The following is a 26013-nucleotide window of genomic DNA, read 5'->3' as shown; positions in this document are numbered from 1 at the left end:
AGGAGAAGAGATGTTACCTTTAGAAGGAAAACTGGTTTTAAGTATAGAACAAGCAATAGCAGCACCTTTTTGTACAAGACAATTGGCGGATTTAGGGGCTAGAGTTATTAAAATAGAAAGACCTGAAGTGGGAGATTTGGCAAGAGGATATGATAAAAGAGTAGATGGTATAGCTAGTCATTTTGTCTGGGTAAATCGCAGTAAGGAAAGTTTGGCTATTGATTTAAAAGATCCTGACGCGCTTGAATTTATCAAGACGATTTTACCAAAAGTGGATATTTTTGTGCAAAATTTAGCATTTGGCGCATCTAAAAGATTGGGATTGGATTATGAAAATCTAAAAAAATACAACCCAAAGATTATAGTTTGCGATATTTCTGGATATGGCGAAGGTGGAAATTATGGACATAAAAAAGCATATGATCTTTTAATACAATCAGAAAGTGGCTTAGTTTCCATAACGGGTACGCAAGATGAATGTGTAAAAGTTCCAATCAGTATCGCAGATATTTCCGCAGGAATGTATGCTTATAGCGGTATTTTGCAGGCATTATTATACTTAGAAAAAACTGGAAAGGGTTCTAGGGTAGAAATTTCCATGCTAGAATGTATGGCTGAATGGATGAATTATCCTCTTTATTACACCTATAAAAATGCGACTCCTCCAGAGAGAAAAGGTGCATTTCATGCAAGTATTACTCCATATGGTCCTTATAAGGCAAAAGATGGAGTTGTAATGTTTGGCTTGCAAAATCCAAGAGAATGGGAAAGCTTTTGTAAAATTGTATTGCAAGATGAATCATTAATTGATCACGAAGATTTTAAAAACAATACCTTAAGAACCAAAAATGCATCAAAAGTAAAAGAAATAATCGAAGACGCTTTTAAAAACCTTAGCGCAAAAGAAGTGATAAAGCGTCTTGATGAAGCAAAAATTGCAAATGGAAATGTCAACGAACTCAATCAAGTATGGGAACATCCACAGCTAAAAGCTAGAAATCGTTGGAGGGAAGTTGATAGCGAGGTTGGGAAGATACCTGCACTTTTACCGCCGGCAACAAATAACAATTATGAGGCTAGAATGGACAAAATTCCAGCCCTTGGGGAACACACAGAATCAATTCTTAGAGAATTTGGTTTTTCTGATAAGATAAATTTATTCAAAGAAAAAAAGATTATTTAAGGATTTTTCTATGAAAGCTAAAAGTTTTTTATTTGTTCCATCAATTTATCCAGAAAGGTTTATAAAAGCCTTACAAAGCGGCGCTAATCAAATTATTATTGATTTGGAAGATTCTGTTGAAGAGGCAAAAAAAGAAGTTGGAAGAAAAAATATTGCAGATTTTTCAAGTCAATGTGCTGAAAATAACGATAAATTTCTTATAAGGATTAATGAAACACAAAGCGCGGAATTTCAAAAAGATTTGTCCTTAATTTCAACTATTAAAGAATCTAACAGTATTGTTGGCATTGTATTACCAAAGGCGCAAAATTATGAGGATATAGATATACTTAGCAAATTTGAACTTCCTATAATACCCATCATCGAAAGTGCATTGGGAGTGGAAAATTTAGATGATATTGCTAGGCATCCGAGTGTTTTAGCGTTAAGTTTTGGAAGTTTAGATATGACTTTGGATTTAAATTTGCAAGAGGGAGAGGGGAAGAATTTTATTTTAAACAGCATTAGAACGCAGATTGTTTTAAAAAGCGTAAAATACAATCTTTTATCACCAATCAATGGAGTTTATCCTGATATAAAAAATATTGATGGATTAAAAGAAGATTTGCTATTTGCAAAATCAATGGGCTTTGGAGGATCTTTGTGTATTCATCCAAATCAAGTTGTACCAATCAATGAAGTTTTTAGCCCATCAGCTCAACAAATTGCATGGGCAAAAGAAATTTTATCACTTAGAAAAAACAGCAATGATATCATTTTTAATCATAATGGAATGATGGTGGATCTACCCGTTATTAAGAAAGCAGAACAAATTCTGTTAGATAGCAATTCAAATCTCTCATAAGGAGATTTGAATAAATTATTTGTGTTTAAATATAATACTTTTTTTAAGATATTTTTTCCTCTTACTTGTCTTTTAAAATAACTTATAATATTTCTAAAAAGCTATGTTTTGTGCAAATTTTAAGCTTTAAAATTGTTTTTATAATTATTATCAAAGTTAAGTGAATTTAAAGTCATTTTTATCTATACTTCAAAATTGATTTTAACTATCATAATAGCCTAATACAAGAAAGGAAAAAGGACGATGAATGCTAAAAGGCTTAAATTAAGCATTTTGTGTTTTTGTTTGATGGGATTAGGTGAAATTAAAGCAGAAGAACAATACCAACTTGATGATGTGGTAGTGAGCGCAAGTGGTTTTGAGCAAGACTTAGTGGATGCGCCTGCTAGTATTTCTGTTATTACCAAGGAAGAACTTAATAAAAAACCCATTAAGGATATAGGAGAGGCAATTTCAGATATTCCAGGTGTTGATGTTACTATGAATAAAACCGGTACTTATGATTTTAGCATACGAGGTTTTGGGAGTTCTTATACTTTGGTTTTGATTGATGGAAAGCGTCAAAGCGTTGCTAATGGTTTTTATGATAATGGTTTTAGTGGTAGCGAATCAGGATATTTACCTCCCGCATCTATGATAGAGCGTATTGAAGTGATACGCGGACCTGCTTCTACGCTTTATGGTAGTGATGCAGTAGGCGGGGTAATAAATATCATTACTAAAAAAAATCCTAATAAAACCGAAGCGAGTATAGAATTTAACACCCTTTTACAGCAGCATTCTAATAAATATGGAAATGCGAGTGGTTTTAATGCTTATGTGGCTACACCTTTGATTGAAGATACGCTTTCAATTTCTGCTAGGATTAAGTATTATGATAAGGCAGCTTCTGATTTAAAATGGCCTACGCCGGTTTGGAGTAATGGTACTCAAAGACCTGAAAATTATCAAATCGCAAGTCATAGTCCTGGATATTTTACGAGTTTGGGTTTTGGGTCAAGACTGAATTGGACTGTGAATGATAGCAATAATGTTTATTTAGATGTTGAGCGTTATGTCAATGAAATTTCAGTAAATTCTACAAGTGGTAGGGCTATCAAAAGCGAAAGGCAGCTGTTTAAAGATAATGTTGTTTTAAACCATGATGGAAATTATGAATTTGGAACAAGTAATGCGTATTTACAGTATGGCAGCACCAAAGATAAAGAACTACATAGTCAAATTTGGGTAGGGGAAGGAAAGGTTGTCTTGCCTTGGAATTTGGATAAATATGGAAATTTGGTAAGCACTTTTGGAACAAGAATAGACTATGAGACGCTTAAAAACGATCAAGAAAGTGCAGGTAGTGAAGTAAGGGGTAAAAATCTTGATCAAACTACGGTTGCGCTTTATGGTGAGGGTGAATATTTTATTAGCGATGATTTGATTTTTACTACAGGCTTGCGTTATATTTATAGCGATTTGTTTGATTCTGAACTAACTCCTAGAGTATATCTTGTTTATCATTTAAATGATAATGTTGCTTTTAAAGGAGGTGTAGCTATGGGCTATAAAACTCCAGCAGCAAAACAACTTACTAATGGTTATTATAATTATAGCAACGGAAGTGCTTCTTTTGGAAATCCTGATTTAAAACCTGAAGAAAGTACAAATTATGAGTTGGGAGTTGATTTTAGGATATTTGATTTTGCTCATTATTCTATTACAGGGTTTATTACTGATTTTAAAAATCAAATCAGTAGTGAAGAATTAATGGGAACACAAAATGGTATTGATTGTGCCAATGGTGTTACATGCGAGCGTTCTATCAATCTTGGCAAAACGCAAACCAAGGGTGTTGAATTTGCTTTCAATACAAAACCTTATAATGGCTTTAGTGTCAATTCAAGTTATACTTTCATGGATAATCGTTATAAGGATGGACAGACAAATTGGTTTGGTGGAGATAGAATAGAAAATTTGCCAAGACATATTGCTATGCTAAAATTAAATTACGAGCAAGGCAAATTCAGCTCTTATGTTAAAGCACGCGCAAGACTTGATACTATAGCCAGATCAAAAGGTGGCGGTAGTGGAACTTTGCCATGGCAAAAATATAAGCCTTTTTATATAGTGGATTTGGGAGTAAATTATAAAATCGATAAACAATCAAGTTTAAGTTTTACAGTGCAAAATCTTTTCGACAAAGATTTCTTTGATCCACAAGTTACAAGATGGGATAATGCTAATCCAGGAGGCTATGCAAATCGCTATCAAGATTATACAGAAGGAAGAAGTTTTTGGTTAAGTTACAAATATGATTTTTAAAATGAAAAAAAGGAGAGTATCTTAACTTAAAACAAGTAAAAACAAAGTATAATGAAGAAAAAATAAAGGCTTTGTTTTATGATATTTAAAAATTTAAAAGAGCTTCCTTTTTGTGAGTCTAAGTATATCAAACCTAAAAGATTCAGCTATGAAAGTAATGGCAAGCTTTGCACTTGGGATTTTATAGAATCTAAAGATAGCGTTTCAATTCTTTTATACCATAAAGAATTGAAAAGCTTTATTTTCGTTCGTCAATTTCGCATACCGCTTTGGTATCATCAAAAGCAAGATAAAAACTATCAAAAAGATGAAAATATGGGCTATACCATAGAACTTTGTTCAGGACTTGTGGATAAAGATTTACCCTTGGAACAAATAGCTAAAGAAGAATGTATCGAAGAAGTAGGTTATGCTCCTAAAGAATTTGAAAAAGTGGGTGATTTTTATACAGGCTTTGGTTCAGGAGCTAGCAGACAAAGTTTTTATTTTGCAATTGTAGATGAGAATGATAAGGTTTGTGAAGGAGGTGGCGTTGAGGATGAGCAAATAGAGGCTGTTTTTGTAAAGATTAACGAATATGAAGAATTTTCTAAAAAGATAATCCATACACCCTTGCTTGATTTTGCTTATTTGTGGTTTTTAAAAGAAAAGAAAGAGCTTTGCCTTAAATAAGGCAAAGAATTTGATTAATTCGTTTCATTAAGCATTTCTTTAAATACATCAAATAAATGTAAAGATGCATTTTCAGCATTTTCACATTTTTTGATAATTGCATCTTGAGTATTGCCTAAGCTTGCATCTTCTGTGCTCGCGATACGGATAGCACTATTCATATTTTCATGCACTTTTTGATGTGGCTCATTGATTTTTGTAAAGCTTTTGCTGTTGCCAAATCTTTCTTTTCCAGTACTTGCTACCCATTTGCCTAAACGACAACTTGTATGATCTGCTAATTGTTGTCCAGATTTTGCAAAAATTTCTTTATATCCATTGAGTTTAAATGCTATATGATCAAGCTTTGCCAAAGATACAAATGCTTCTGAAGCAATGCCTACGGCATTTGAATTTGTAGAGTGTGCTTCATTGACTAAGTGGGTAAATTTTTCTGAAAAACTCATAATATGTGCATTAGAATTAATAGAAATTTTTTCCACTTGCTCACTTTGAGTATACATTTCATTTGCATTTTGTTTTAGAAGATTGATATTCATTTCCACTTCTGTTGTAGCTTTTTGAGTTTTTTCAGCTAATTTTCTAACTTCATCTGCCACAACAGCAAAACCTCTACCATGTTCTCCTGCTCTAGCAGCTTCTATGGCAGCATTTAATGCTAGAAGATTGGTTTGATCGGATACATCTTTGATAAGATTGATTACATTAGTAATCTCATCAACACTACGATGTAAGGTTCCTGCAACATCGCGTGTTTTATTAGCTGATTCTGTAATATCGCTTAAAGAAGCATTTATAGAATTAGCTATATGATTTAATTCATCCATTTCTGCTAGTGAAGTTTTAGAATAATTAGAAATAATTTCAGCTTTATTAACATTTTCAAGCATATCGCTTTGAACTATGGTAATATTTTTCAAAACACCGCCTAATAATACATTTAAAAGATCGGTTTTTAATTTTGACTCTAAAGCTTCTTGCTCTAAGGTTGAAATTTTATCTTTTAACTCTAAATTTTCAGCCTTGATTTTCTCAAGCTGATGAGCAAGATTTTGGTTTTCATTTTTGATATTTTGAAGTTCTGTATGATTTATTTTACTTCCAAACATATTTGTACCCTATTTTTTGTAGTTTGATAGATATTGGTTCAACTCATCTTTAATATGTAATTTTTCTTTTTTAAGATTTGAAATTTCAATATCACTTAATAGGGCTCTTCCTTCTTCTGCGTCTTTAATTTGATCGTCAAGTTCATTATGGCGCTCAAATAACTTATCAAAATGCGCATCTTTTCCTTTTAACTCTGACATAAGTTCGCGATATTCATGTAGCATAAAATTCTCCTTAAAAATTGATAAAATTTAAAAAATATTAAATGATATGTTACATTATAGCTAATTAAATGATATTTTTGGCTTAAAAAATACTGAACAATTCAATAAATCTTAAATATGTTACAAATTAGCAATTTGTTAAATAAAGTAATGATAATTGAAGAATTTTAAGGTCATTGAGGACGAATCCTCAAGAGTTTATTTAGAGTTTTGTTTTTTTAAAGTTCTTAAAGTAGAAGCAGCAATTCTCATTTTTCTTGTAGTACCATCTTCTAGGGTTACGCGAACTGTTCTAAGATTAGGTAAAAAGCGTCTTTTTGTTTTATTGTTAGCATGGCTGACATTATTACCCACCATTGGTCCCTTGCCTGTGATTTGACATATTCTTGCCATATTTGCATCCTTTGGAAATTTTAAATCAAGATTCTATCAAATTTAAGCTTAAAATATTCAAATATTTATACTATTTTTAATTTATAAATAGATAAAATGTTTTTCTTTAAAATTTTTTACTTTATGAGGCTAATTTTATGTATGTAGCTCCGAGTTTATTATCGGCCAATTTTTTAAAACTAGAAGAAGAGATTAAAGCAATCGATGAGGCGGGAGCTGATCTTTTGCATATTGATGTTATGGATGGACACTTTGTTCCAAATTTAACCTTTGGACCCTGTGTGATAGAAAAAATTTCAACTATTACTTCAATTCCTTTAGATGTTCATTTGATGGTAAAAGATGTAGGTAAATTTGTAGATCTTTTTACCCCTATCAAACCTAAATTTATTTCTTTTCATATAGAAAGTGAGCCTCATCCTATAAGGCTTTGCGAGTATATAAGAAGTCAAGGAATTCACCCTGCTATTGTTTTAAATCCACATACTCCTATAAATTCTATAAAACATATGATAGACTTTGTAGATATGGTGCTTTTAATGAGTGTTAATCCTGGCTTTGGCGGACAAAAATTTTTACCTTTAGTATATGATAAAATCAAAGAATTAAGAAGACTGATCGATGAAAGAAATGCTAAGGTTTTTATAGAGGTTGATGGCGGAATCAATGGTTTAAATGCAAGCGATTTAGAAGCCGCGGGTGCAGATATTTTAGTCGCTGGAAGTTATATTTTTTCTTCAAATGATTATAAAACTTCAATTTCATCTTTAAAGCTTGAATTTTGAGTTTGCAGCAAATTGATCAGATTATTTCTGTTTTAAGTAAGCAAAGTAAGCCCTATGAGTGGGTAATCAAGGAATTTAAGAAGATTGAAGAATTAAAAGATTATGAGCTTGATTTGGAAACTTTTGAGCTTTTGGGTTTGGGTTTGACCTTAGATAAAAATAATATTTTTACCTTGCAAACGCGTACAAAAAAGATTAAAGAAGAAATTTTTTGTATTGTAGATATAGAAAGTACAGGTGGGATTAAAAACGGACAAATTTTAGAAATAGGTGCAGTTAAGATAAAAAATTTGCAAGAAATTGATCGTTTTAGCTCCTTAGTGCAGGTAAAAGAAATTCCTGAAAATATTACAGAACTTACAGGAATTAATTTAGATATGGTAAAAGATGCGCCTAGTTTGACTAAGGTTTTAAATGATTTTAGACTTTTTTTAAAAGATAGTATTTTCGTCGCACATAATGTGCGTTTTGATTATGGTTTTATTTCCAAGGCCTTAAATGAATGCGGTTTTGGAATTTTGCTTAATCGTCGTATTTGCACCATAGAATTTGCGCAATGCTGTATAGAAAGCCCAAGATATAAACTAGATGTTTTAAAAGAACTTTTAGGGATAAAAAATGCTCATCACAGAGCCTTAAATGATGCTTTGGCTGCGGCTGAAATTTTTAAACATTGCCTTGGCAAACTTCCTTATCATATCAAAACCACTGAAGAACTTATAAATTTTACTAAGACTTCTCGTATAAAGCAAAAATAAAATATTTAAAGAGTATAATTAAAACATAAATGACGGGAGCTTGTGATACAGGCTGAGAGTAAGCTAAAAGCTTAGACCGAACCGGAACTAGATAATGCTAGCGTCGGGAAGATTTATACTTTCTACAATTTACTTGCACCCTCATTTATCCAAATTTTTTAAAGGATAAATTATGAAAACTCAAATGCTTTATGCTAAAGAAGGTATTTTTACCAAAGAAATGGAGATTGTTGCCCAAAAAGAAGAAGTAAGCAAAGATTTTTTGCTTGAAAATATAGCTTGTGGTAAGATTATCATTCCGGCGAATATCAATCATAAAAGTCTTGATCCAAATGGCATAGGACTTGGACTTCGTACTAAAGTGAATGTGAATTTAGGTGTTTCAAATGATTGTGTTGATTATAGTGAGGAGATGAAAAAAGTAGAGCTTGCTCACAAATTTGGAATCGAAGCTATTATGGATTTAAGTAATTATGGCAAAACAAGTCGCTTTAGAGACGAGCTTATCGCAGTTTCAAAAGCCATGATAGGAACAGTTCCAGTTTATGATGCGGTAGGGTTTTTAGAAAAAGATCTAAAACAAATCAGCGCTAGAGATTTTTTAGATGTGGTTTATCATCATGCAAAAAGCGGAGTTGATTTTATGACTATACATGCGGGTATAAATTCGCGTGCGGCTAGAGTTTTTAAAGAAAGTAAAAGACTTACTAATATAGTTTCTAGAGGAGGATCGGTGCTTTATGCGTGGATGGCTATGAAAGAAGCTGAAAATCCTTTTTTTGAATACTATGATGATTTGCTTGAAATTTGTTTAAAATACGATGTGACCCTATCTTTAGGCGATGCTTTGCGTCCAGGATCTACACATGATGCAAGTGATGCGGCGCAAATTTCTGAACTTATCGAATTATCTTTACTCACTCAAAGAGCATGGGAAGCAGGTGTTCAAGTGATGATAGAAGGACCTGGGCATATGGCAATTAATGAGATTGAAGCCAATATGCAAATTGAAAAACGCATTTGCAAAGGTGCTCCTTTTTATGTTCTAGGGCCTTTGGTTACGGATATTGGTGCTGGATATGATCATATAAGCGGAGCTATCGGTGGTGCTGTGGCCGCTGCTGCGGGTGCTGATATACTTTGTTATGTAACTCCTGCTGAGCATTTAAGATTGCCTAATTTAAATGATGTTAGAGATGGTATAGTAGCTACTAAGATTGCAGCTCATGCAGGAGATTTAGCTAAACTTCCAAAAGAAAGAAAAAGAGATGATGAAATGAGTAAGGCAAGACAAGATATTGACTGGGAGAAAATGTTTAAACTTGCTATTGATGGCGAAAAAGCTAAAAAAATGTTTAACGAAAGACGCCCTGATGATTTAAATTCTTGCTCTATGTGTGGAAAAATGTGTGCTATGAATACAATGAATCAGGTTTTAAAAGGCGAGAATGTAAGTTTAGTTTGAGTAAATTTGCACATTAAGATTTATCATTATCCCATGATCACTAGCCTTTAAGGTCATGGGATAATCAATCTTTATAAGATTGTTATATTGAGCTAAGGCATCTACAAAGTCATATAAGCGTCTAGGATTATTTATCAATGCTCGAATGTTGATTCTATGGGTAAGATATTTTTCTTTTTTATCTAGTTCAAGTTCTGTTATCTGTATATTTTCAAAGTATTTTTCTAAAAAATTTTGAAGATGTGCTAGATTGAATTGTTGTTCAAATTGTTCTAAGCTTTTATTGTTTTCTGTTCTTAGTGTGATTAGTTTATTTTCACTGGCATCTAACTTAGCTTTCGCTGCATTAAATATAGCTGCTTGTGAATTTTTTCTTAAATGGGTTTGCTTGTAATCTTTTAGCACAGGCAATAATAAAAATAAAATCAAAGCAGTACATACAGTGATAAAGCTTAAAACATAAACAATAATCTTTAAAATATTTAATTCTTCAAGACTTTTATCTTTCATTGTAAAACTCCTGAATTTTGTTTACTTATACTAATGAAGCGATACCAACCATTGTTTAAGCGATAATAAGTTGTAAAACTCTGATCAAAAATACTTTTCAATGGAGTTTCTAAAAGTAAGGCAAACATTTCTTTTGTAGGTGTAACCCCTATAAGCTTAAGAGAATTTTTTTCTTGCTCTACGCTTTCAAGAGTGATTCCATCGGTCTTGACTATTATGTCAAAAAGATTTTTTAAGCTATTTTTAAAAGCTTGGTTTTGGGTATAAAAGGTATTTGCAATTTCACTTTGTTCTAAGAGAATATTATATAATTGTCCATTTTCTTGTGTTTTATTTTGAAATTGTAAAACTTGTTCTTTTTGTTCTTCTATTAGATTATGTGTTAATGCAATCTTGGTAAGGTATAAAAAATATATTGCAAATATAAAAAATATACCAAAACTAAAAAGTCCCAGCCATATTTTATCAAAGAGTGTAAAGATAGGCTTTTTTCTAGGCTTTATGAAGCTATAGGTTGTCACTGAAGCTCCTTTTGCATGAGTTCTGTAATTGAATCTAAAGTATTGATTTGTTTAGTTTGAATTTCTAATAAAGTTTCTTCTTCCAAAAATTCAATAGCGCTTTGATCGAGTTCTTTTGTGCTAAGGATAAAAATATTATCAATAAAAACACTCTGATATTTTTCATCCTTGTAAAATTTTTCAATACTCATGACTATATGGCGACAAAGCTCCATGTCGTTGCCAAATTGATTCATCTCTTCAAGATCGAGTTTATCCCTACCATCTAAGAACCCTGAATCATCTTCGTTATGTTCTAGATCATTATCATCAAATTGATCAAGAGCGTTGAGCTTATCTTCTAGAGTTTCATTAAAATTATCAAGTGTTACTTCAGTATCGCTTAATATATCTTTGCCTAGGCTATCTAAATTCTCTTCTTGATTTTCAATTTCTAAGCCCAATTCTTCTTCAAAGAAAATGATATCTCCATATAAAATTTCAACACCTCGGCAAATTATAAGGGTTAAAATGTACTCATGTCTATAAGCATAAAGAGTTATTTTGTCATTACTTGGTTTTTCTTTTAAAATATTATGATAAAGTATAGCAAAAGGAGAATATAAAAAATCCAAACCACCATAATCCTCAAAAAATTCATTAAAATATTCTATGTGTTCTGTCGCTGTGTATATTAAAGCATTATTTAATGTGACGGATTTTAAGCTCATTTTGCCTACATTAAATCGTTCAAAATCCTTATCATTTTTACTAGGAATCAAACCTTGCTCTTTAACATTTAAAAATAATGCTGTATGGTAAAATAAAAATTTGCTATTGAGTGTTTTTACATATTCTAATAATTTTTCACTTTTGTCGAAAGTTTTTTCATTGCTACTTATAAGTTTTTGGTTTTTATATATAGAAGTTTTAAGGATGTTTTTTTTGTCTTCTAAAATAATACTTGTGAAAAGTTGTGGTAATATTTTTTTAAGTAAAAATAACATTTTATTCCTTAAAATTTATCCATTTGTTCAATATTTTTAAAATGTTCAAGTAAAAAAAATTTAGCTTGATCTTTATCTAAACTTGAAATATCCAAGGGTTCGCTAAGCCTATAGACTAAATGAGTAAAAGGCTTAGGTAAAATCATTTTATCCCAACTTTTAAATTCCCAAAAATTTCTCGCCTCATAGTTTAAAATTCTTATTTTAACATTTTTTTTCTGCGCAAGCAATACTGCTCCATCTGAAATACTATGATAAGGTCCGCGTGGTCCATCAGGAGTGATGACTACATCGTGATTTTCGTCTAGAATTTTAAAAGCACTTCGAAGAGCTGTGCTAGCTCCCTTTGAAGTACTTCCTCGCACTGTATCTAGTCCAAATAATTTAATAATTCTAGCAATTTGCTCTCCATCTCTATGATGAGAGATCATAACATAAGCTTTTTTCCCTTTTTTACCAAAATGCCTAAAGGCAAAAGGCATAAGGGCAAGACGCCCATGCCAAAAAAGTATCACATAAGAATCCTGATCAACTTTATCGCCTTTATAAGTTTTTTTGCAAGTAATAAAAATCAGCCATTGTAGAATGAAAACTAAGCGTGCTATAAAAGCTATTTTAAATGATTTCCCCATATAAAACCATACGCTTTGCATTAGTAATTTTTACTTCTTTAAAAGTTCCTAAGAGTTCTTCACTGCCTTCAACTTGCACCAAAAAATTATTATCTGTTCTACCCGCAATAGCATTGCCCGCTCTTAATTCTTCAAAAAGAACTTTAAAAGTTTTATTTTCTTGTTTTTTGACAATATCGTCTAAAATTTCATTATGACGAGCTTGTAGAGTACTAAGTCGACTTGAAGCTATTGCTTCATCGATTTGATTTGGCATAGTAGCAGCTTTGGTTAAAGGACGCTTGGAGTATTTAAAAGAAAACATTTGTTCAAAGCGTACTTTTTCTAAAACCTCCATAGTTTCTTCAAAATCTTTATCGCTTTCTCCTGGAAATGCAACAATAATATCTGTTGATATGCTAACATTTGGGCAAAGTTCTCTTAACTTTAATGCCCTATCTAGATACCACTCTTTAGTGTAGCCACGCTTCATAGACTTTAAAATTTGACTTGAGCCGCTTTGTAAAGGCATATGCATTGATTTGCAAACTTTTGGATTTTTGGCAAATACTTCTAAAAATTTATCATCCATATGTAGAGGATGAGGACTTGTGAAGCGGATACGTTCTAAACCTTCTATGGTGCTAAGTTCTTCTAAAAGATCTGAAAAATCCATTTTTTTATGTTCATTTCTAAATCTTTTGCCGTAATTATTAACATTTTGTCCTAGTAGGAAAATTTCCTTAGCGCCTTTATCTACTGCTTTTTGTGCTTCTTTGTAGATAATATTTAAAGGGATAGAAATTTCATCTCCTCTTGTGTGCGGAACTATACAATAAGTACAATGTTTATCACAACCTATAGAGATATTAATATATGATTTGTAAATGCTATTTCTAAAATCACCAAAAGCAAATTCACTCTCATCATAATCTATATCAACGCTCATAAATTTAGGAGTGTTAACAGCTTCGGTAATTTTAGAAATATTCCTAGCTCCTAATACAAAATCCACATAAGGGGCACGACGAAAGATTTCACTTCCTAAATGCGAAGCTGTGCAACCACAAACTCCTATTTTTGCACCCGATTTTTTAACCTTTTCAAATCCACCCACTTCTGAAAAAAGCTTATGTACAGGTTTTTCACGCACAGAGCAGGTATTGATAAGTATCAAATCTGCTTCTTTGATATCTTCTGTTAAAGTATAATTATCCTTTTGTGTCAGTTCTGCTATCATATGTTCAGAATCTCTGACATTCATTGCACAGCCTAAGGTTTGAATAAAAAGTTTTTTCGAGCTCAAAGAATGTGAACCTCATACATAAAATCATTACTATCTAAACCATATCTGATAGTTCTATGATAAACACTTAAGCCTTTTTTTTCAAAGTGCTCAACCAAGGCAATAAGATCTTTGTGTGAATTTTCTTTATCAAAATAAAAAAACTTTTGTCCTTCTTGATTTACAGCCTCTTCAATTTTAGCTAGACTAATATTTTTAGGCTCTTCATTGATTAAATTTCTTGCCAATTTTAAATCCATAATTGTATCCTTAGCGTCTTTTAAATCTATAATTTTATCAAATTTTACTTTTAATTAAACTTATTAAAGATATACTTTTAATCTACTTTCTTAAAAAAATCCCAAAAGAAAAGGTATCGATAATTATGGAAAAAATCGCAGACATTATAGAAAGCATTGCGAATGAGAAAAATTTGGATATAGAAAGCGTAAAAGAAAAAGTTATTACAGCTTTGATAAATACAGCAAAAAGAATTTATGGGCAAGAATATGACTTTTTTGTAGATAGAAAAAATTTAAATCTTTATCAAAAAATTACAGTTGTGGCTGACAATGATGAGAGATTGAATGAAAATAAAGAAAGTTACATTGAATTTAGCAAAGCCAAAAAAGAAGCACCTGATGTTGAAATCGGTGATGAGCTCACCTATGAATGCTCTTTAGAAAATTTAGGAAGAACAGCTGTAAATATTTTACACAAAGAATTAGAATACCACATACAAAAGCTGCTTGAGCAAACTATTTTTGAAAAATATAAAAATAAAGTCGGCCAAATGGTTTTTGGAAATGTTGTGCGAATTGATAATGAAGAAAATACTTATATAGAGATAGATGAGTTAAGAGCTTTTTTGCCAAGGAAAAATCGCATTAAGGGTGAAAAATTTAAAGTGGGCGATGTTGTTAAGGCTGTGATACGTCGTGTTTATACAGATAAGGGCATTAAAATGGAGCTAAGTCGCACGAGCCCTAAATTTCTAGAATGCTTGCTTGAAGCAGAGGTGCCTGAAATTAAAGACGGATATGTAAGCGTAGTTAAATGTGCTAGAATTCCTGGAGAAAGAGCAAAAATTATACTTCAAGCAAATGGAGCAAATATTGATCCTGTGGGAGCTACTGTAGGTGTAAAAGGGGTTAGGATCAATGCAGTAAGCAAAGAATTACACAATGAAAATATAGATTGTATTGAATTTAGCAATGAGCCTGAAATTTTAATTGCAAGAGCCTTAGCCCCTGCTATAGTGAGTTCTGTAAAGATTGAAAATGAAAAAGCAATTGTAACTTTAAACAGCGAGCAAAAAAGCAAAGCTATTGGAAAAAGTGGTATTAATATTCGTCTTGCGGGTATGCTTAGCGGTTATGAAATCGAACTTAATGAGGTTAATACTCATACCACAAACAATACTCTAAGCAATGAAGAAGCTCTAAAAAACTTGCAAGATTTATTTAAAATTTAATCTTTTAATTTGTGAATTTATAAAATTCACAAATATTTCTTATCAAACCATTTCCAATAAAAAGCTGCAAATATAAATATGATTCCAAGCAAAGCTGTAATCGTAGCGAGTTTAAGGCCTTGTTCGAATAATAAACCCATGAGTTGAGAAATAAGAGCACTAAAGCTAAGATAAACCATATCCGTATAAGCAATAACTCTTCCATAGTAAGCTTTATCGCAGTTTTTCTGAATCATTGTATAAGTATAAGCCCAAAGAGATGAGGTGCAAAATCCCGCAGCAATAAGACCTATAAACGAAATATAAAAATTAAACTGAGTTAAAGCCCAAAGTATAATTCCCAAACCTTGACCTAGATATAGAAAAAATATATTTTTATTGTTTGTAATTCTACTTAGAAAAAGAGGACCAAAGGCCAAAGCTAAAGCTCTTATAGCATTTAAAAATCCTATAACTAAAGCAGCAGATAAAACTTCTTTATATTCGTGTTGAGCTAATAAAGTTACGAGTGTTTCATAAGCAGTAAATCCTATAAAAGCATGCAATATGATAAGATGAAGGATGATTTTGTTTTGCAAAACATATAAAAAACCTTCTTTAATCAAAGTGAAAAATTTATTTTGAATTTTTTGTTTAAAATGAGGAATATGAAGTCTGGTTAAAAGTAAAATTCCAATAATTATAAGGCAACAATCAAACAAAAATGCTGCTTTTATACCAAAAAAATTGATAAAAATTCCTGCACTTGCCATACTTGCTGTATAAGAAACTGCCCAAATTACACTATGCATTTCATTGGCAAGTTTGAGTTCTTCTGGATTTAAAATTTTAGCTAGCAAACTCATTTCAGCTTGGAAATAAATCGAAGCCACGCAAAGTCTAACAAAAATTAAAATAAATAAAAGCCAAAGCATACTAAGACTTGTTACAAAGATAAGACAGAAAATGGAAACAAGCTCTATGCTAATCATACTCAATAAAAGCTTTTTAGGCTTATTTTTTTCTACTATAACCCCATTAATAGGAGCAAGTAAAACTCCTGGTAAAAAAGCAAGCATAGCGCTTGTAGCCGTTGCCCAAGTGGGAGCGTTAAGGCTTACTAAAAGAGTAAAAACACCTGTTTGGGAAAACCACGCACCAAAATATACGATAAATTGCACTAAGGTTAGTATTCTAATATTTTTATTATTTTTCAATAAGTCAATATAATTCATAAGCGAAACTATAGCATAATTTATGTTTTTAAATGCTATAATAAAGCTAAAAATGGATTTTAAGGAAATAACTTGAAAAGATTAGATAAAGAAGAAGCTCTTTATTTGTTAAGGAATGCAAATTTAGTAGAGCTTGGAGAAATGGCTTACCAAAGAAAATTAGAACTTCATCCTGAAAAAATCACTACCTTTGTTGTGGATAGAAATATAAATTATACTAATGTTTGTTGTATAGATTGTTCTTTTTGTGCTTTTTATCGCCATCATAAAGAAGATGATGCTTATATTTTAAGCTTTGAAGAAATCGGTAAAAAAATTGAAGAGCTCGAAGCTATCGGAGGGACGCAAATTCTTTTTCAAGGTGGGGTGCATCCTAAACTAAAAATAGAATGGTATGAAGAGCTTGTTTCATGGATAAAAGAGCATTATCCAAATATTACCGTGCATGGCTTTTCTGCAGTTGAGATTGCTTATATTGCTAAGGCTTCTAAAATTTCAATTTCTGAAGTTTTACAAAGACTTCAAGCTAAAGGTTTGTTTTCAATACCTGGAGCGGGTGCTGAGGTATTAAGCGATAGAGTGCGAGATATTATCGCGCCTAATAAATGCGATACTGCTACTTGGTTAGAAGTGCATAGAAGAGCTCATGAAATTGGTATGAAAAGTACTGCTACTATGATGTTTGGAACGGTTGAAAGTGATGAGGAGATTATCGATCATTTTGAACATTTAAGAAAATTACAAGATGAAACAGGAGGTTTTAGGGCCTTCATCTTATGGAGCTTTCAAAGCGAAAATACAGCATTAATCCAAAAGCATCCTGAAATTATGAAGCAAAGTTCAAACAAATATTTAAGACTCTTAGCTTTAGCTAGACTTTATTTGGATAATTTTAAAAATTTGCAAAGTTCTTGGGTAACGCAAGGTTCATTGATTGGGCAACTTGCTTTAAAATTTGGGGCCAATGATTTAGGTTCAACTATGATGGAGGAAAATGTTGTAAGCGCTGCGGGTGCGAGTTATAGAATGAATCAAGATGAGATGATAAGATTGATTAAAAGTTTAGGCGAAAATCCCGCTAAGCGCAATACAGCTTATGAAATTTTAGAAAGGTTTTAATGCAGAATTTAGAAGTTAATGAGATAAAAATTCCTTTTATTTTTGAGGAAAATAATGATTTTCCTATTGTTATTTTAAAGCTTGTTTTTAGAAACTGTGGAAGAAGTTATGATGAGATAGCAGGACTTGCAAAGATGTTTGCAAGAATTTTAAACGAGGGTGTAGACGATAGCTTTTTTAAAGAATTGGAATTTAAAGCTGTAAATTTGGAAGCAAGTAGTGGTTTTGAAAGTTTGGAAATCAATCTTTCTTGCTTAGAAGAAAATTTTGAATTTGCTTTAAAACACTTAGAAAATTTACTTTTAAATCCTAGATTTGAAGAAAAAATTTTAGAAAAACTAAAAATTAATGCCCTAGGTGAGCTTGCTAGTAAAAATAGTGATTTTGATTATTTAGCAAAAAATTTGCTTAATAGCGAAATTTTTGGATGTAAAGAATTTCAAAGTCCAAATGATGGTGATGAAAAAACTATCAAGCAAATTTCTTTAAGCGACTTGGAAAGTTTTTATAAGAAAAATATTAATTTAAGCAATCTTGTAGTGATTTTAGGTGGAAATTTAGCCCAAGAAAAGGCTAAAGGCTTATTAGATAAATTATTAGCAAAACTTCAAAAAGGCAGTCAAAATTCACAAAAAACTTATGAAATTAACTCAAAAAATAAAGACATAATCCAAATCAGAAAAGAAAGCGAACAAGCCTATATTTACTTTGCTGCACCCTTTTTTACAAAATTTAATGATAAGGATTTTTATCTTGCAAAAATCGCACTATTTATTTTAGGTCAAGGCGGTTTTGGATCAAGGATAATGGAAGAAATTCGTGTTAAAAGAGGGCTTGCGTATTCTGCTTATGCTATGCTTGATATGAATGCATCTTTTACTAGAGTTTTTGGTTATTTGCAAACTAAAAATGAAAGCGCTAAAGAAGCTAAAAAGATAGTTAAAGAAGTATTTAAAGATTTTGTAAAAGAAGGGGTGAGTCAAAATGAGCTTGTGCAGGCTAAAAATTTTCTCATAGGTTCAACTCCTTTGCGTTATGAAAGTCTTAGTAGGCGTTTGTCGATAAGCTTTAACGAGTATTATCAGGGATTGCCAAAAGGATATTATAAAGAAGAATTAAAGCTCATAGAAAAAGTAGAACTTCAAGAGTTAAATGCTTACATACGAAAGCATAATGAAATTTTAGATTTAAATTTTGCAAGTATTGCAAATGAAAATTAAAGAAAATGATTTTGATTTTTTTAAAAAATTAAAAATTAAAAGCGCGATCGATTTAGCGCTTATCTTACCTAAAAAAATCGAAAATTTGAGTCCTAGTAAAATGCCGAAAGAAAATGAGCTGTGTACTCAAAAAATAATCATTAAAAGTATTCATTCGAAAAAAGGCCAGCTTTTTGGTTTGGGATTTTGCAAGGAATGGAATCAAGACATTTCTTTTGTGTTTTTTCATCCTAGGGCTTGGCACTTTGGAGTTTGCAAAATAGGCAAAGAGCTTATTTTACATGCAAAACTTACGCGTTTTGGTCATATTTGGCAGTTTAATAATCCTAAAATTTTAGCTTCTTTTGCAGGCTTTGCTCCAAAATATCAAATTCAAGGCTTACAAGATAACAAAATTTCTGAATTTATACACCAATATCTTAATTATGAAAATTTAAAAGAAAGCGGGATTGAAGATAAATACATCCATTTTCTTTTAAATTTGCATGCTTATGATGAAAAAAGTTTTTTAATGTTTGAGAATTTGGAGCGTTTTGAGAAAGATTTAAAATATATTGAAATTTATAATTTTTTAAAACGCTTAAAAGCTAAAAAAAACCATTTTAAAGCTTATGAAATTGAAATTTTTAATATAGCCAATTGGTTAAAAAATTTACCTTTTTCACCCACTCGCGATCAATTAAATGCTTTAAAGGATATAGAGCAAGATTTAAGCTCTAAAGAGGCTAAAAGACGAGTGATTATGGGAGATGTGGGCTGTGGTAAGACTTTGGTTTTGCTAGGTGCTGCTTTAATGGTGTATCCAAAACAAGCTATCTTAATGGCTCCTACTAGCATACTTGCCCATCAGCTTTATGAAGAGGCAAAAAAACTTTTACCTGAATTTATGGATATTTTATTTATCAAAGGGGGCAAAAAAGAAAAAGATTTGGAAGAAAAAATCAAAAAAACCAATTTGATTATAGGAACTCATGCGCTCATTCACCTTCAAAGTCATAATGCTGTACTTGTAATGATAGATGAGCAACATCGCTTTGGTTCTGCGCAGCGTCAGCAAATTTACTCTTTAAATGAAGATGAATTAGCCCCACATTTTATACAATTTTCCGCAACGCCCATTCCAAGAACTTTAAGCATGATACAATCAGAGCTTTTAAATTTTAGTTTTATCAAGGAAATGCCTTTTAAAAAGGATATTACCACTCTTTGTATACAAAATGAGGGTTTTGCAAAACTTAGTGAAAAAATCAAAGAGGAAATTGCGCAAAATCATCAAATCATCATCATCTACCCCTTAGTCAATCCAAGTGATAAAATTCCTTATCTTTCTTTAGAGCAAGCAAGGAAATATTGGGAGGATAATTATGAAAAAGTTTTTGTTACGCATGGGAAAGACAAACAAAAAGATGAAATTTTGGAGCGGTTTCGCGATGAGGGAAATATTTTGTTAAGCACTACGGTTGTAGAAGTAGGAATTTCATTGCCAAGGCTTAGTACTATCGTTATTGTGGGGGCAGAACGCTTAGGTCTTGCTACCTTGCATCAACTCCGTGGACGCGTAGGTCGTGTCGGACTTAAAAGCACTTGTTATCTTTATACAAAACTCAAAGAAATTCCAAATCGATTAAAAGAATTTGCTAGTACTTTAGATGGTTTTAAAATCGCAGAGCTTGATCTTAAAAATCGTTTGAGTGGAGATTTGCTTGATGGATTTATCCAGCATGGAAACGAATTTAAATATTTTGATTTTTCCAAAGATGAATACATTTTGGAAAAAGCAAAAAAAGATCTGATGAAAATATAATCTTAATGTCCGCCAAAACGATAAAGCATATTTTGAAAATGCGAGGCTATCATTTGTGCACGCTGTAAAATAACATTTTTCATTTCTTCATTGTAAATTTTATCTAAACTTTCTTCAAAAAGCCCTAGCCAAATTCCAAAAAATTCTTGTGGAAAAGGAGGTAAGTCAAGATGTTTTTTCAGAGGTTGCCCGATATAATCACCTTCTCCTAGTAGCATTCCAGCCCAAAAATTTCCTATTTTTGCCTTATGTTCTTTCCATGCTTCATCACTGGTTCCTATGGCGTTGTTGAAAATAGGTCCTAAATCTTTATCTTTTCTTATTTTGTCATAGAAAAGCTCCATAAGTTTAGCTATACTTTCTTTGTTTATGGTTTCATATTTCATTATGTTTGCCTTTGGATAAAAATTTATCGTTAATATAGCACAAACAAAATGAGATAAAATTAACATAGGTTAAATATTACAATGCAAGAGTATTTGGATTTTTTAAAAGGTATAGGCAAAATAAGAAAATTTGAAAAAAATAATATTTTATTTTTTGAGGGCGAAAAGGCATTAAAATTTTTTATTCTTTTAAAGGGTAGGGTGCGTGTATATAAGAGTACAGCAGGTGAAAAGGAGATTACTTTACATTATTTTACACCACCCAATTTCATAGCCGAAATGCCTACATTTAAGCGTTTGAGATATCCAGCAAATGCTATTTGTGAAGAATATTGTGAAATTTTAGAAATTGATTTTGAGGACTTTGAAACCCTATGCAGTCAAAATAAAGAATTTAATTTTTTGCTTATTTCATCTCTTTTTGAAAAAATCAAAATTTTAGAAAAAAAATTATTAGAAAATTCTTTGGATTTAAAAAGTAAACTTGCAAGATATCTTTTGGAAAATGAAAAGAATTTGACTCAAATTTCGCAAAGACAAATTGCGGTGGACTTAAGCGTTCGTGCTGAATCTTTGTCAAGAATTTTAAAAGAATTTAAAAATTCAGAGCTAATTGAGACAAAAAAGGGTAAAATTGAAATACTAGATAAAGAGGGTTTAAAAAAAGGACTTTGGTAATAGGAATAAAATGGATTTTGATTTTATACTGGCCAATTCAAATGCTTTCGTTGCAGCTGCTTGGCTTACTTTAAAACTTAGTTTCTTTGGTATTATTTTTTCTATAATTATAGGCTTTTTTTGTATTTTAATGAGTTATTTTAAAATAACGATTATGGAAGCTTTTTGTAAGGTTTATATAGAATTTTCTCGTAACACTCCTTTGTTAATACAGCTTTTTTTCTTATATTATGCTTTGCCTAAATTTAATATTCATTTAGAACAAATTCCACCTTTGAATTTGATCTGTTTAAGCGTAGATGAGGCTTTACGTCCAGCGTTTGCATGTGCTATTGTAGGACTTAGTTTCTTGGGTGGTTCTTATATGGCAGAGAGTTTTAGGGCTGGTTTTGAGGCTATTAAAAAGCAGCAATTTGAAGCAGGGCTTTCTTTAGGTTTTACTAAATTGAATAATTTGCGTTATGTTATATTACCTCAAGCTTTAGGAGTTTGCTTGCCAGGAATAAGTGCGAATATTGTTTTTCTTATTAAAGAAACCTCTGTTGTGAGTATTATAGCTTTGCCGGATTTAGTCACTGTTATGAAGGGTTTAAATTCTCTTACTTATAAAACAGATGAGCTTTTATTGCTTTTGTTTTTGGGGTATTTGTGTATCATTCTACCTATTTCTTTGTTTTTGTTCTTTTTAGAAAAAAGGTTTTCAAATGTTTGATTTATTAAATCCAGATACCCTAAGCCGGCTTTGGAAGGGTTTGTATATTACGCTTGAAATTTCTATCGTAAGCATTATTATAACTTCTTTTGGAGGGCTTTTTTTAGGTATTTTGATGAGCCTTAAAAATCGTTATGTTTATATTCTATGCCGTTTTGCTTTGGAATTTGTTCGTGTTATGCCGTTGTTAGTATGGCTTTTTATGGTATATTTTGGACTTTCTAGATGGTTAGGTATAAATTTAAGCAGTGTAAGTTCGGCTATTATCGTTTTTAGTATTTGGGGAAGTTTTGAAATGATGGATTTGGTGAGAACTTCTTTAAAAAGCATTCCTAAGCACCAATACGAAAGTGCAGCAAGTCTTGGTTTAAATAAAACTCAAAGTTATTTTTATGTCATAATCCCACAAGCTATGCGTCGTTTAACGCCTATGAGTATGAATTTGTTAACACGCATGATTAAAAGCACAACTTTTGCTTATTTAATCGGTGCGGTAGAGCTTGTAAAAGTAGGACAGCAAATCATAGAATTTAATAACAAAAATGATTTAGCACCATTTATTATATATGGTTTAATCTTTTTTATCTTTTTTATAATTTGCTATCCTGTTACTTTATATTCTAGAAAATTAGAAAAAAAATGGAGTTAAAATGAGTATTTTAAAGATAAAAAATTTACAAAAATATTATGGCTCTCATCATGCTTTAAAGAATATTAATTTAGAAGTAAAACAAAAAGAAGTGGTAGTAATTTTAGGTCCAAGTGGTTGTGGAAAATCCACTCTTTTGCGTTGTATTAATGGACTTGAGGAAATTGCAGATGGGATTATAGAAATAGGACAAGATAAGATCGATAAAAATTTTAAAGATTGGACAAGGGTGCGTCAAAAAGTGGGCATGGTATTTCAATCCTATGAATTATTTGAACATTTAAGCGTGAAAGATAACATACTTTTAGGTCCTTTAAAAGTACAAAAAAGGGCTAAAGAAGAAGTTTTACAAGAAGCTAAAATTTGGCTTGAAAAAGTAGGTTTGGCACATAAAATTGATGCTTATCCAAGAGAGCTAAGTGGGGGGCAAAAACAAAGAATAGCCATAGTGCGTAGTCTTTGTATGAATCCAGAGCTTATGCTTTTTGATGAGGTTACAGCAGCACTTGATCCTGAAATCGTTCGTGAGGTTTTAGAAGTGATTTTAAATTTAGCAAAAGATGGAATGACTATGCTTATAGTTACTCACGAGATGGGATTTGCAAGAGCAGTAGCTGATAGAATAATCTTTATGGATAATGGAGAAATTATCGAAGAAAATACTCCCGATGACTTTTTTAAAAATCCTAAAAGTGAAAGAGCTAAGAAATTTCTTAATTTATTTGATTATCATAAATAATTTTAATGAAAATCCTAGTTTTTGGATTTTTGATGAGAAATTTTAATTATTAGAATGTTTTTTAAATAATTTATAGTGCTTAATCTTGACAAACTATTTTTTTTAAGATATAATATCGTCTTTAAATTAATTTGCTGGTTTAGCTCAGTTGGTAGAGCAGCTGCCTTGTAAGCAGCAGGTCGGGGGTTCAAGTCCCTTAACCAGCTCCATTATTTTAGCAGTGTTTGACCAGAATATTACGATAAAATTAGATGTAATATTTTATTTATGGTGAGTTACTCAAGTGGCCAACGAGGGCAGACTGTAAATCTGCTGGCTTTCGCCTTCCGTGGTTCGAATCCACGACTCACCACCATGCTTTGCGGGAGTAGCTCAGTTGGCTAGAGCATCAGCCTTCCAAGCTGAGGGTCGCGGGTTCGAGTCCCGTTTCCCGCTCCAAAGTTTGACTGGGAGCTGTATTTTTTTCTAACTTACAGTAAATCCCCTAAAATTATTTTTTAGTTGTCTATGTTTTTATATAATTTTTCTGAGCGCTCGTATGGCTCAGAGGTAGAGCACTCCCTTGGTAAGGGAGAGGTCGCGGGTTCAATTCCCGCTATGAGCTCCATAAAATTGAAAAAATTATAAATATAGACTTGCCTTGTTAAATTTTTATATGGAGGAAAAAATGGCTAAAGAAAAATTTTCACGTAATAAGCCACATGTAAACATTGGTACTATCGGTCACGTTGACCACGGTAAAACTACTTTGACAGCTGCTATTTCTGCTGTTCTTTCAAGAAGAGGTTTGGCAGAACTTAAAGATTATGATAATATTGATAACGCTCCTGAAGAAAAAGAAAGAGGTATCACTATTGCAACTTCTCATATCGAATATGAAACAGATAATCGCCACTACGCACACGTTGATTGTCCAGGTCACGCTGACTACGTTAAAAACATGATTACGGGTGCTGCTCAAATGGACGGTGCTATTCTTGTTGTTTCTGCAGCAGATGGTCCTATGCCACAAACTAGAGAGCACATTCTTCTTTCACGCCAAGTAGGTGTTCCATATATTGTTGTTTTTATGAATAAAGCAGATATGGTTGATGATGCTGAACTTTTAGAATTGGTTGAAATGGAAATTAGAGAATTATTAAGTTCTTATGATTTCCCAGGTGATGATACACCTATTATTTCAGGTTCTGCTTTAAAAGCTCTTGAAGAAGCAAAAGCTGGACAAGATGGTGAATGGTCAGCGAAAATTATGGATCTTATGGCTGCTGTTGATAGCTATATTCCAACTCCAACTCGTGATACTGAAAAAGATTTCTTAATGCCAATTGAAGATGTTTTCTCAATTTCAGGTCGTGGTACCGTTGTTACAGGTAGAATTGAAAAAGGTATTGTAAAAGTTGGTGATACTATAGAAATCGTTGGTATTAAAGATACTCAAACAACAACTGTAACTGGCGTTGAAATGTTTAGAAAAGAAATGGATCAGGGTGAAGCAGGAGATAATGTTGGTGTTCTTCTTCGTGGTACAAAAAAAGAAGAAGTTATCCGCGGTATGGTTCTTGCTAAACCAAAATCAATTACTCCACATACTGATTTCGAAGCTGAAGTTTATATCTTAAATAAAGATGAAGGTGGTAGACATACTCCATTCTTTAATAACTATAGACCACAATTCTATGTAAGAACAACAGATGTAACAGGTTCTATTAAATTAGCTGATGGCGTTGAAATGGTTATGCCAGGTGAAAATGTAAGAATCACTGTAAGCTTGATTGCACCAGTAGCTCTTGAAGAAGGTACTCGTTTTGCTATCCGTGAAGGTGGTAAAACTGTTGGTTCAGGTGTTGTTTCTAAAATTATTAAGTAATTTTAAAAGCCAAGTTTAGTGCTTGGCTTTAAATTTTTTAAGGAAAATATAAATGAGAATTAAAGTTGGTTTGAAATGTGAAGAATGTGGTGATATTAATTATAGCACCTATAAAAATAGCAAAAATACTACAGAAAAATTGGAATTAAAAAAATATTGCCCAAGATTAAAAAAACACACACTTCACAAAGAAGTTAAGCTAAAAAGTTAAGCTTATGCCCTAGGGCAATAGCTCCAACGGTAGAGCGCCGGATTCCAAATCCGATGGTTGGGGGTTCGAATCCCTCTTGCCCTGCCATGATTAAGGTTTAAATAAATGGAAAAATTAATAACTTATTTTAAATTATCAAAAGCCGAATTAAGGAAAGTAATTTTTCCTTTAAAAGAACAGGTAAGAAATGCTTATATTACAGTTTTTGTAGTAGTTACGGTTATTTCTTTGTTTTTGGCGCTAGTGGATTGGATTATGTCCTCTATTGTTTCTGCGATTGTATAAG

Annotated in this window: 29 protein-coding genes, 5 tRNA genes and 1 riboswitch; of the genes, 23 read left to right on the top strand and 11 right to left on the bottom strand. The window is 31.8% G+C overall.

Features of this window, described 5'->3' with window-relative positions; all coding sequences use genetic code 11:
- The first annotated feature begins 10 nt into the window (after positions 1–10).
- The 4 genes from AAID94_06845 to AAID94_06830 all read left to right on the top strand — a co-directional run bounded on the left by AAID94_06845 (position 11) and on the right by AAID94_06830 (position 5006).
- Positions 11–1183 (top strand): CaiB/BaiF CoA-transferase family protein, encoded by a 1173-nt coding sequence (locus AAID94_06845; protein XAK23550.1) that lies wholly within the window; start codon positions 11–13, stop codon positions 1181–1183.
- 10 nt (positions 1184–1193) lie between these two features.
- Positions 1194–2027, top strand: a complete 834-nt coding sequence (locus tag AAID94_06840) for a CoA ester lyase (GenBank protein ID XAK23549.1) — start codon at positions 1194–1196, stop codon at positions 2025–2027.
- 243 nt (positions 2028–2270) lie between these two features.
- Positions 2271–4334, top strand: a complete 2064-nt coding sequence (locus AAID94_06835; protein ID XAK23548.1) for a TonB-dependent receptor — start codon at positions 2271–2273, stop codon at positions 4332–4334.
- A gap of 78 nt (positions 4335–4412) precedes the next feature.
- Complete coding sequence (locus AAID94_06830; GenBank protein XAK23547.1) at positions 4413–5006, top strand: NUDIX hydrolase; 594 nt, start codon at positions 4413–4415, stop codon at positions 5004–5006.
- A 14-nt stretch (positions 5007–5020) separates the two neighbouring features.
- On the opposite strand, the gene AAID94_06825 is transcribed toward AAID94_06830, so the two are convergent.
- The 3 genes from AAID94_06825 to rpmB all read right to left on the bottom strand — a co-directional run bounded on the left by AAID94_06825 (position 5021) and on the right by rpmB (position 6733).
- Positions 5021–6115, bottom strand: coding sequence for a methyl-accepting chemotaxis protein (locus AAID94_06825; protein XAK23546.1), 1095 nt, complete (start codon positions 6113–6115; stop codon positions 5021–5023).
- Between the two features lie 9 nt (positions 6116–6124).
- The gene (locus AAID94_06820; protein ID XAK23545.1) at positions 6125–6340 is read right to left on the bottom strand and encodes a YdcH family protein; all 216 of its coding nucleotides are present in this window, start codon (positions 6338–6340) and stop codon (positions 6125–6127) included.
- Between the two features lie 198 nt (positions 6341–6538).
- Entirely contained in the window at positions 6539–6733 is a 195-nt protein-coding gene (gene rpmB / locus AAID94_06815) for a 50S ribosomal protein L28 (GenBank protein ID XAK23544.1), read from the bottom strand.
- Positions 6734–6870: 137 nt separating this feature from the next.
- Here rpmB and rpe point away from each other — a divergent pair, with 137 nt between their 5' ends.
- From rpe to thiC, 3 genes are all read left to right on the top strand, one after another.
- On the top strand, positions 6871–7518 hold the full coding sequence (gene rpe / locus AAID94_06810) for a ribulose-phosphate 3-epimerase (GenBank protein XAK23543.1): 648 nt from the start codon (positions 6871–6873) through the stop codon (positions 7516–7518).
- Entirely contained in the window at positions 7515–8276 is a 762-nt protein-coding gene (locus tag AAID94_06805) for a 3'-5' exonuclease (GenBank protein XAK23542.1), read from the top strand. Before rpe ends, AAID94_06805 begins: the two co-directional genes overlap by 4 nt.
- A 22-nt stretch (positions 8277–8298) precedes the next feature.
- A riboswitch (TPP riboswitch) is annotated at positions 8299–8403 on the top strand.
- 45 nt (positions 8404–8448) lie between these two features.
- On the top strand, positions 8449–9741 hold the full coding sequence (gene thiC, locus AAID94_06800; protein XAK23541.1) for a phosphomethylpyrimidine synthase ThiC: 1293 nt from the start codon (positions 8449–8451) through the stop codon (positions 9739–9741).
- On the opposite strand, the gene AAID94_06795 is transcribed toward thiC, so the two are convergent.
- Genes AAID94_06795 through AAID94_06770 form a run of 6 tightly spaced genes read right to left on the bottom strand, consistent with a single transcriptional unit; the run spans position 9733 to position 13914 of the window.
- Positions 9733–10251: a hypothetical protein gene (locus AAID94_06795; GenBank protein ID XAK23540.1), complete on the bottom strand. Its 519-nt coding sequence runs from the start codon at positions 10249–10251 to the stop codon at positions 9733–9735. The two genes, thiC and AAID94_06795, sit on opposite strands and share 9 nt — an antisense overlap.
- A complete protein-coding gene (locus tag AAID94_06790) occupies positions 10248–10772 on the bottom strand; it encodes a hypothetical protein (protein XAK23539.1) in 525 nt (174 codons plus the stop codon). Before AAID94_06790 ends, AAID94_06795 begins: the two co-directional genes overlap by 4 nt.
- Positions 10769–11758: a clan AA aspartic protease gene (locus AAID94_06785; GenBank protein XAK23538.1), complete on the bottom strand. Its 990-nt coding sequence runs from the start codon at positions 11756–11758 to the stop codon at positions 10769–10771. The genes AAID94_06790 and AAID94_06785 overlap by 4 nt, the downstream gene beginning before the upstream one ends.
- 8 nt (positions 11759–11766) lie before the next feature.
- Positions 11767–12390: a lysophospholipid acyltransferase family protein gene (locus tag AAID94_06780; protein XAK23537.1), complete on the bottom strand. Its 624-nt coding sequence runs from the start codon at positions 12388–12390 to the stop codon at positions 11767–11769.
- On the bottom strand, positions 12374–13675 hold the full coding sequence (gene miaB / locus AAID94_06775; GenBank protein ID XAK23536.1) for a tRNA (N6-isopentenyl adenosine(37)-C2)-methylthiotransferase MiaB: 1302 nt from the start codon (positions 13673–13675) through the stop codon (positions 12374–12376). Before miaB ends, AAID94_06780 begins: the two co-directional genes overlap by 17 nt.
- On the bottom strand, positions 13672–13914 hold the full coding sequence (locus tag AAID94_06770) for an HP0268 family nuclease (protein ID XAK23535.1): 243 nt from the start codon (positions 13912–13914) through the stop codon (positions 13672–13674). The genes miaB and AAID94_06770 overlap by 4 nt, the downstream gene beginning before the upstream one ends.
- A gap of 125 nt (positions 13915–14039) precedes the next feature.
- Here AAID94_06770 and nusA point away from each other — a divergent pair, with 125 nt between their 5' ends.
- Positions 14040–15128: a transcription termination factor NusA gene (gene nusA, locus AAID94_06765; GenBank protein ID XAK23534.1), complete on the top strand. Its 1089-nt coding sequence runs from the start codon at positions 14040–14042 to the stop codon at positions 15126–15128.
- 26 nt (positions 15129–15154) lie between these two features.
- Here the strand turns inward: nusA and AAID94_06760 are convergent, their stop codons facing one another.
- The gene (locus tag AAID94_06760) at positions 15155–16342 is read right to left on the bottom strand and encodes an MFS transporter (protein XAK23533.1); all 1188 of its coding nucleotides are present in this window, start codon (positions 16340–16342) and stop codon (positions 15155–15157) included.
- Positions 16343–16414: 72 nt separating this feature from the next.
- Here AAID94_06760 and AAID94_06755 point away from each other — a divergent pair, with 72 nt between their 5' ends.
- Genes AAID94_06755 through recG form a run of 3 tightly spaced genes read left to right on the top strand, consistent with a single transcriptional unit; the run spans position 16415 to position 20485 of the window.
- Positions 16415–17461, top strand: coding sequence for a dehypoxanthine futalosine cyclase (locus tag AAID94_06755; protein XAK23532.1), 1047 nt, complete (start codon positions 16415–16417; stop codon positions 17459–17461).
- Positions 17461–18681 (top strand): pitrilysin family protein, encoded by a 1221-nt coding sequence (locus tag AAID94_06750; GenBank protein XAK23531.1) that lies wholly within the window; start codon positions 17461–17463, stop codon positions 18679–18681. The genes AAID94_06755 and AAID94_06750 overlap by 1 nt, the downstream gene beginning before the upstream one ends.
- Complete coding sequence (gene recG / locus AAID94_06745) at positions 18671–20485, top strand: ATP-dependent DNA helicase RecG (protein ID XAK23530.1); 1815 nt, start codon at positions 18671–18673, stop codon at positions 20483–20485. Before AAID94_06750 ends, recG begins: the two co-directional genes overlap by 11 nt.
- Before the next feature lie 2 nt (positions 20486–20487).
- Here recG and ctb read toward each other — a convergent pair whose 3' ends face one another.
- On the bottom strand, positions 20488–20871 hold the full coding sequence (ctb, locus tag AAID94_06740; GenBank protein ID XAK23529.1) for a truncated hemoglobin Ctb: 384 nt from the start codon (positions 20869–20871) through the stop codon (positions 20488–20490).
- 81 nt (positions 20872–20952) lie between these two features.
- Between ctb and nssR the strand changes: the two genes are divergently transcribed.
- From nssR to secE, 12 genes are all read left to right on the top strand, one after another.
- Positions 20953–21549 (top strand): nitrosative stress-sensitive transcriptional regulator NssR, encoded by a 597-nt coding sequence (gene nssR, locus AAID94_06735; GenBank protein XAK23528.1) that lies wholly within the window; start codon positions 20953–20955, stop codon positions 21547–21549.
- Between the two features lie 10 nt (positions 21550–21559).
- Entirely contained in the window at positions 21560–22261 is a 702-nt protein-coding gene (locus tag AAID94_06730; protein ID XAK23527.1) for an amino acid ABC transporter permease, read from the top strand.
- On the top strand, positions 22254–22910 hold the full coding sequence (locus AAID94_06725) for an amino acid ABC transporter permease (GenBank protein XAK23526.1): 657 nt from the start codon (positions 22254–22256) through the stop codon (positions 22908–22910). The genes AAID94_06730 and AAID94_06725 overlap by 8 nt, the downstream gene beginning before the upstream one ends.
- A gap of 1 nt (position 22911) precedes the next feature.
- Entirely contained in the window at positions 22912–23649 is a 738-nt protein-coding gene (locus AAID94_06720) for an amino acid ABC transporter ATP-binding protein (GenBank protein ID XAK23525.1), read from the top strand.
- 133 nt (positions 23650–23782) lie between these two features.
- Positions 23783–23858 (top strand) — tRNA-Thr (locus AAID94_06715).
- Positions 23859–23918: 60 nt separating this feature from the next.
- Positions 23919–24004: transfer RNA gene (locus AAID94_06710), tRNA-Tyr, on the top strand.
- Positions 24005–24010: 6 nt separating this feature from the next.
- Positions 24011–24087, top strand: a tRNA-Gly gene (locus AAID94_06705).
- Between the two features lie 94 nt (positions 24088–24181).
- Positions 24182–24256: transfer RNA gene (locus tag AAID94_06700), tRNA-Thr, on the top strand.
- 60 nt (positions 24257–24316) lie between these two features.
- Positions 24317–25516 carry an elongation factor Tu gene (gene tuf, locus AAID94_06695; protein ID XAK23524.1) on the top strand — a complete coding sequence of 400 codons (1200 nt, stop codon included), beginning with the start codon at positions 24317–24319 and terminating at the stop codon, positions 25514–25516.
- A 52-nt stretch (positions 25517–25568) separates the two neighbouring features.
- Positions 25569–25727 carry a 50S ribosomal protein L33 gene (gene rpmG / locus AAID94_06690; protein XAK23523.1) on the top strand — a complete coding sequence of 53 codons (159 nt, stop codon included), beginning with the start codon at positions 25569–25571 and terminating at the stop codon, positions 25725–25727.
- 11 nt (positions 25728–25738) lie between these two features.
- Positions 25739–25814, top strand: a tRNA-Trp gene (locus AAID94_06685).
- 18 nt (positions 25815–25832) lie between these two features.
- The gene (gene secE / locus AAID94_06680; GenBank protein ID XAK23522.1) at positions 25833–26012 is read left to right on the top strand and encodes a preprotein translocase subunit SecE; all 180 of its coding nucleotides are present in this window, start codon (positions 25833–25835) and stop codon (positions 26010–26012) included.
- Position 26013 lies beyond the last annotated feature (1 nt).

This window comes from Campylobacter coli, from assembly GCA_039516895.1.
Classification (GTDB): Bacteria; Campylobacterota; Campylobacteria; order Campylobacterales; family Campylobacteraceae; genus Campylobacter_D; species Campylobacter_D coli_B.
This window is presented reverse-complemented; position numbering and strand designations above follow the sequence as displayed.

Excerpts from the sequence above, each read along its gene's own strand:
- AAID94_06845 (XAK23550.1), top strand. The coding sequence starts at position 11 with ATGTTACCTTTAGAAGGAAAACTGGTTTTAAGTATAGAACAAGCAATA.
- AAID94_06840 (XAK23549.1), top strand. The coding sequence starts at position 1,194 with ATGAAAGCTAAAAGTTTTTTATTTGTTCCATCAATTTATCCAGAAAGG.
- AAID94_06835 (XAK23548.1), top strand. The coding sequence starts at position 2,271 with ATGAATGCTAAAAGGCTTAAATTAAGCATTTTGTGTTTTTGTTTGATG.
- AAID94_06830 (XAK23547.1), top strand. The coding sequence starts at position 4,413 with ATGATATTTAAAAATTTAAAAGAGCTTCCTTTTTGTGAGTCTAAGTAT.
- AAID94_06825 (XAK23546.1), bottom strand. The coding sequence starts at position 6,115 with ATGTTTGGAAGTAAAATAAATCATACAGAACTTCAAAATATCAAAAAT.
- AAID94_06820 (XAK23545.1), bottom strand. The coding sequence starts at position 6,340 with ATGCTACATGAATATCGCGAACTTATGTCAGAGTTAAAAGGAAAAGAT.
- rpmB (XAK23544.1), bottom strand. The coding sequence starts at position 6,733 with ATGGCAAGAATATGTCAAATCACAGGCAAGGGACCAATGGTGGGTAAT.
- rpe (XAK23543.1), top strand. The coding sequence starts at position 6,871 with ATGTATGTAGCTCCGAGTTTATTATCGGCCAATTTTTTAAAACTAGAA.
- thiC (XAK23541.1), top strand. The coding sequence starts at position 8,449 with ATGAAAACTCAAATGCTTTATGCTAAAGAAGGTATTTTTACCAAAGAA.
- AAID94_06795 (XAK23540.1), bottom strand. The coding sequence starts at position 10,251 with ATGAAAGATAAAAGTCTTGAAGAATTAAATATTTTAAAGATTATTGTT.
- AAID94_06785 (XAK23538.1), bottom strand. The coding sequence starts at position 11,758 with ATGTTATTTTTACTTAAAAAAATATTACCACAACTTTTCACAAGTATT.
- AAID94_06780 (XAK23537.1), bottom strand. The coding sequence starts at position 12,390 with ATGGGGAAATCATTTAAAATAGCTTTTATAGCACGCTTAGTTTTCATT.
- AAID94_06770 (XAK23535.1), bottom strand. The coding sequence starts at position 13,914 with ATGGATTTAAAATTGGCAAGAAATTTAATCAATGAAGAGCCTAAAAAT.
- nusA (XAK23534.1), top strand. The coding sequence starts at position 14,040 with ATGGAAAAAATCGCAGACATTATAGAAAGCATTGCGAATGAGAAAAAT.
- AAID94_06760 (XAK23533.1), bottom strand. The coding sequence starts at position 16,342 with ATGAATTATATTGACTTATTGAAAAATAATAAAAATATTAGAATACTA.
- AAID94_06750 (XAK23531.1), top strand. The coding sequence starts at position 17,461 with ATGCAGAATTTAGAAGTTAATGAGATAAAAATTCCTTTTATTTTTGAG.
- recG (XAK23530.1), top strand. The coding sequence starts at position 18,671 with ATGAAAATTAAAGAAAATGATTTTGATTTTTTTAAAAAATTAAAAATT.
- ctb (XAK23529.1), bottom strand. The coding sequence starts at position 20,871 with ATGAAATATGAAACCATAAACAAAGAAAGTATAGCTAAACTTATGGAG.
- nssR (XAK23528.1), top strand. The coding sequence starts at position 20,953 with ATGCAAGAGTATTTGGATTTTTTAAAAGGTATAGGCAAAATAAGAAAA.
- AAID94_06730 (XAK23527.1), top strand. The coding sequence starts at position 21,560 with ATGGATTTTGATTTTATACTGGCCAATTCAAATGCTTTCGTTGCAGCT.
- AAID94_06725 (XAK23526.1), top strand. The coding sequence starts at position 22,254 with ATGTTTGATTTATTAAATCCAGATACCCTAAGCCGGCTTTGGAAGGGT.
- AAID94_06720 (XAK23525.1), top strand. The coding sequence starts at position 22,912 with ATGAGTATTTTAAAGATAAAAAATTTACAAAAATATTATGGCTCTCAT.
- tuf (XAK23524.1), top strand. The coding sequence starts at position 24,317 with ATGGCTAAAGAAAAATTTTCACGTAATAAGCCACATGTAAACATTGGT.
- rpmG (XAK23523.1), top strand. The coding sequence starts at position 25,569 with ATGAGAATTAAAGTTGGTTTGAAATGTGAAGAATGTGGTGATATTAAT.
- secE (XAK23522.1), top strand. The coding sequence starts at position 25,833 with ATGGAAAAATTAATAACTTATTTTAAATTATCAAAAGCCGAATTAAGG.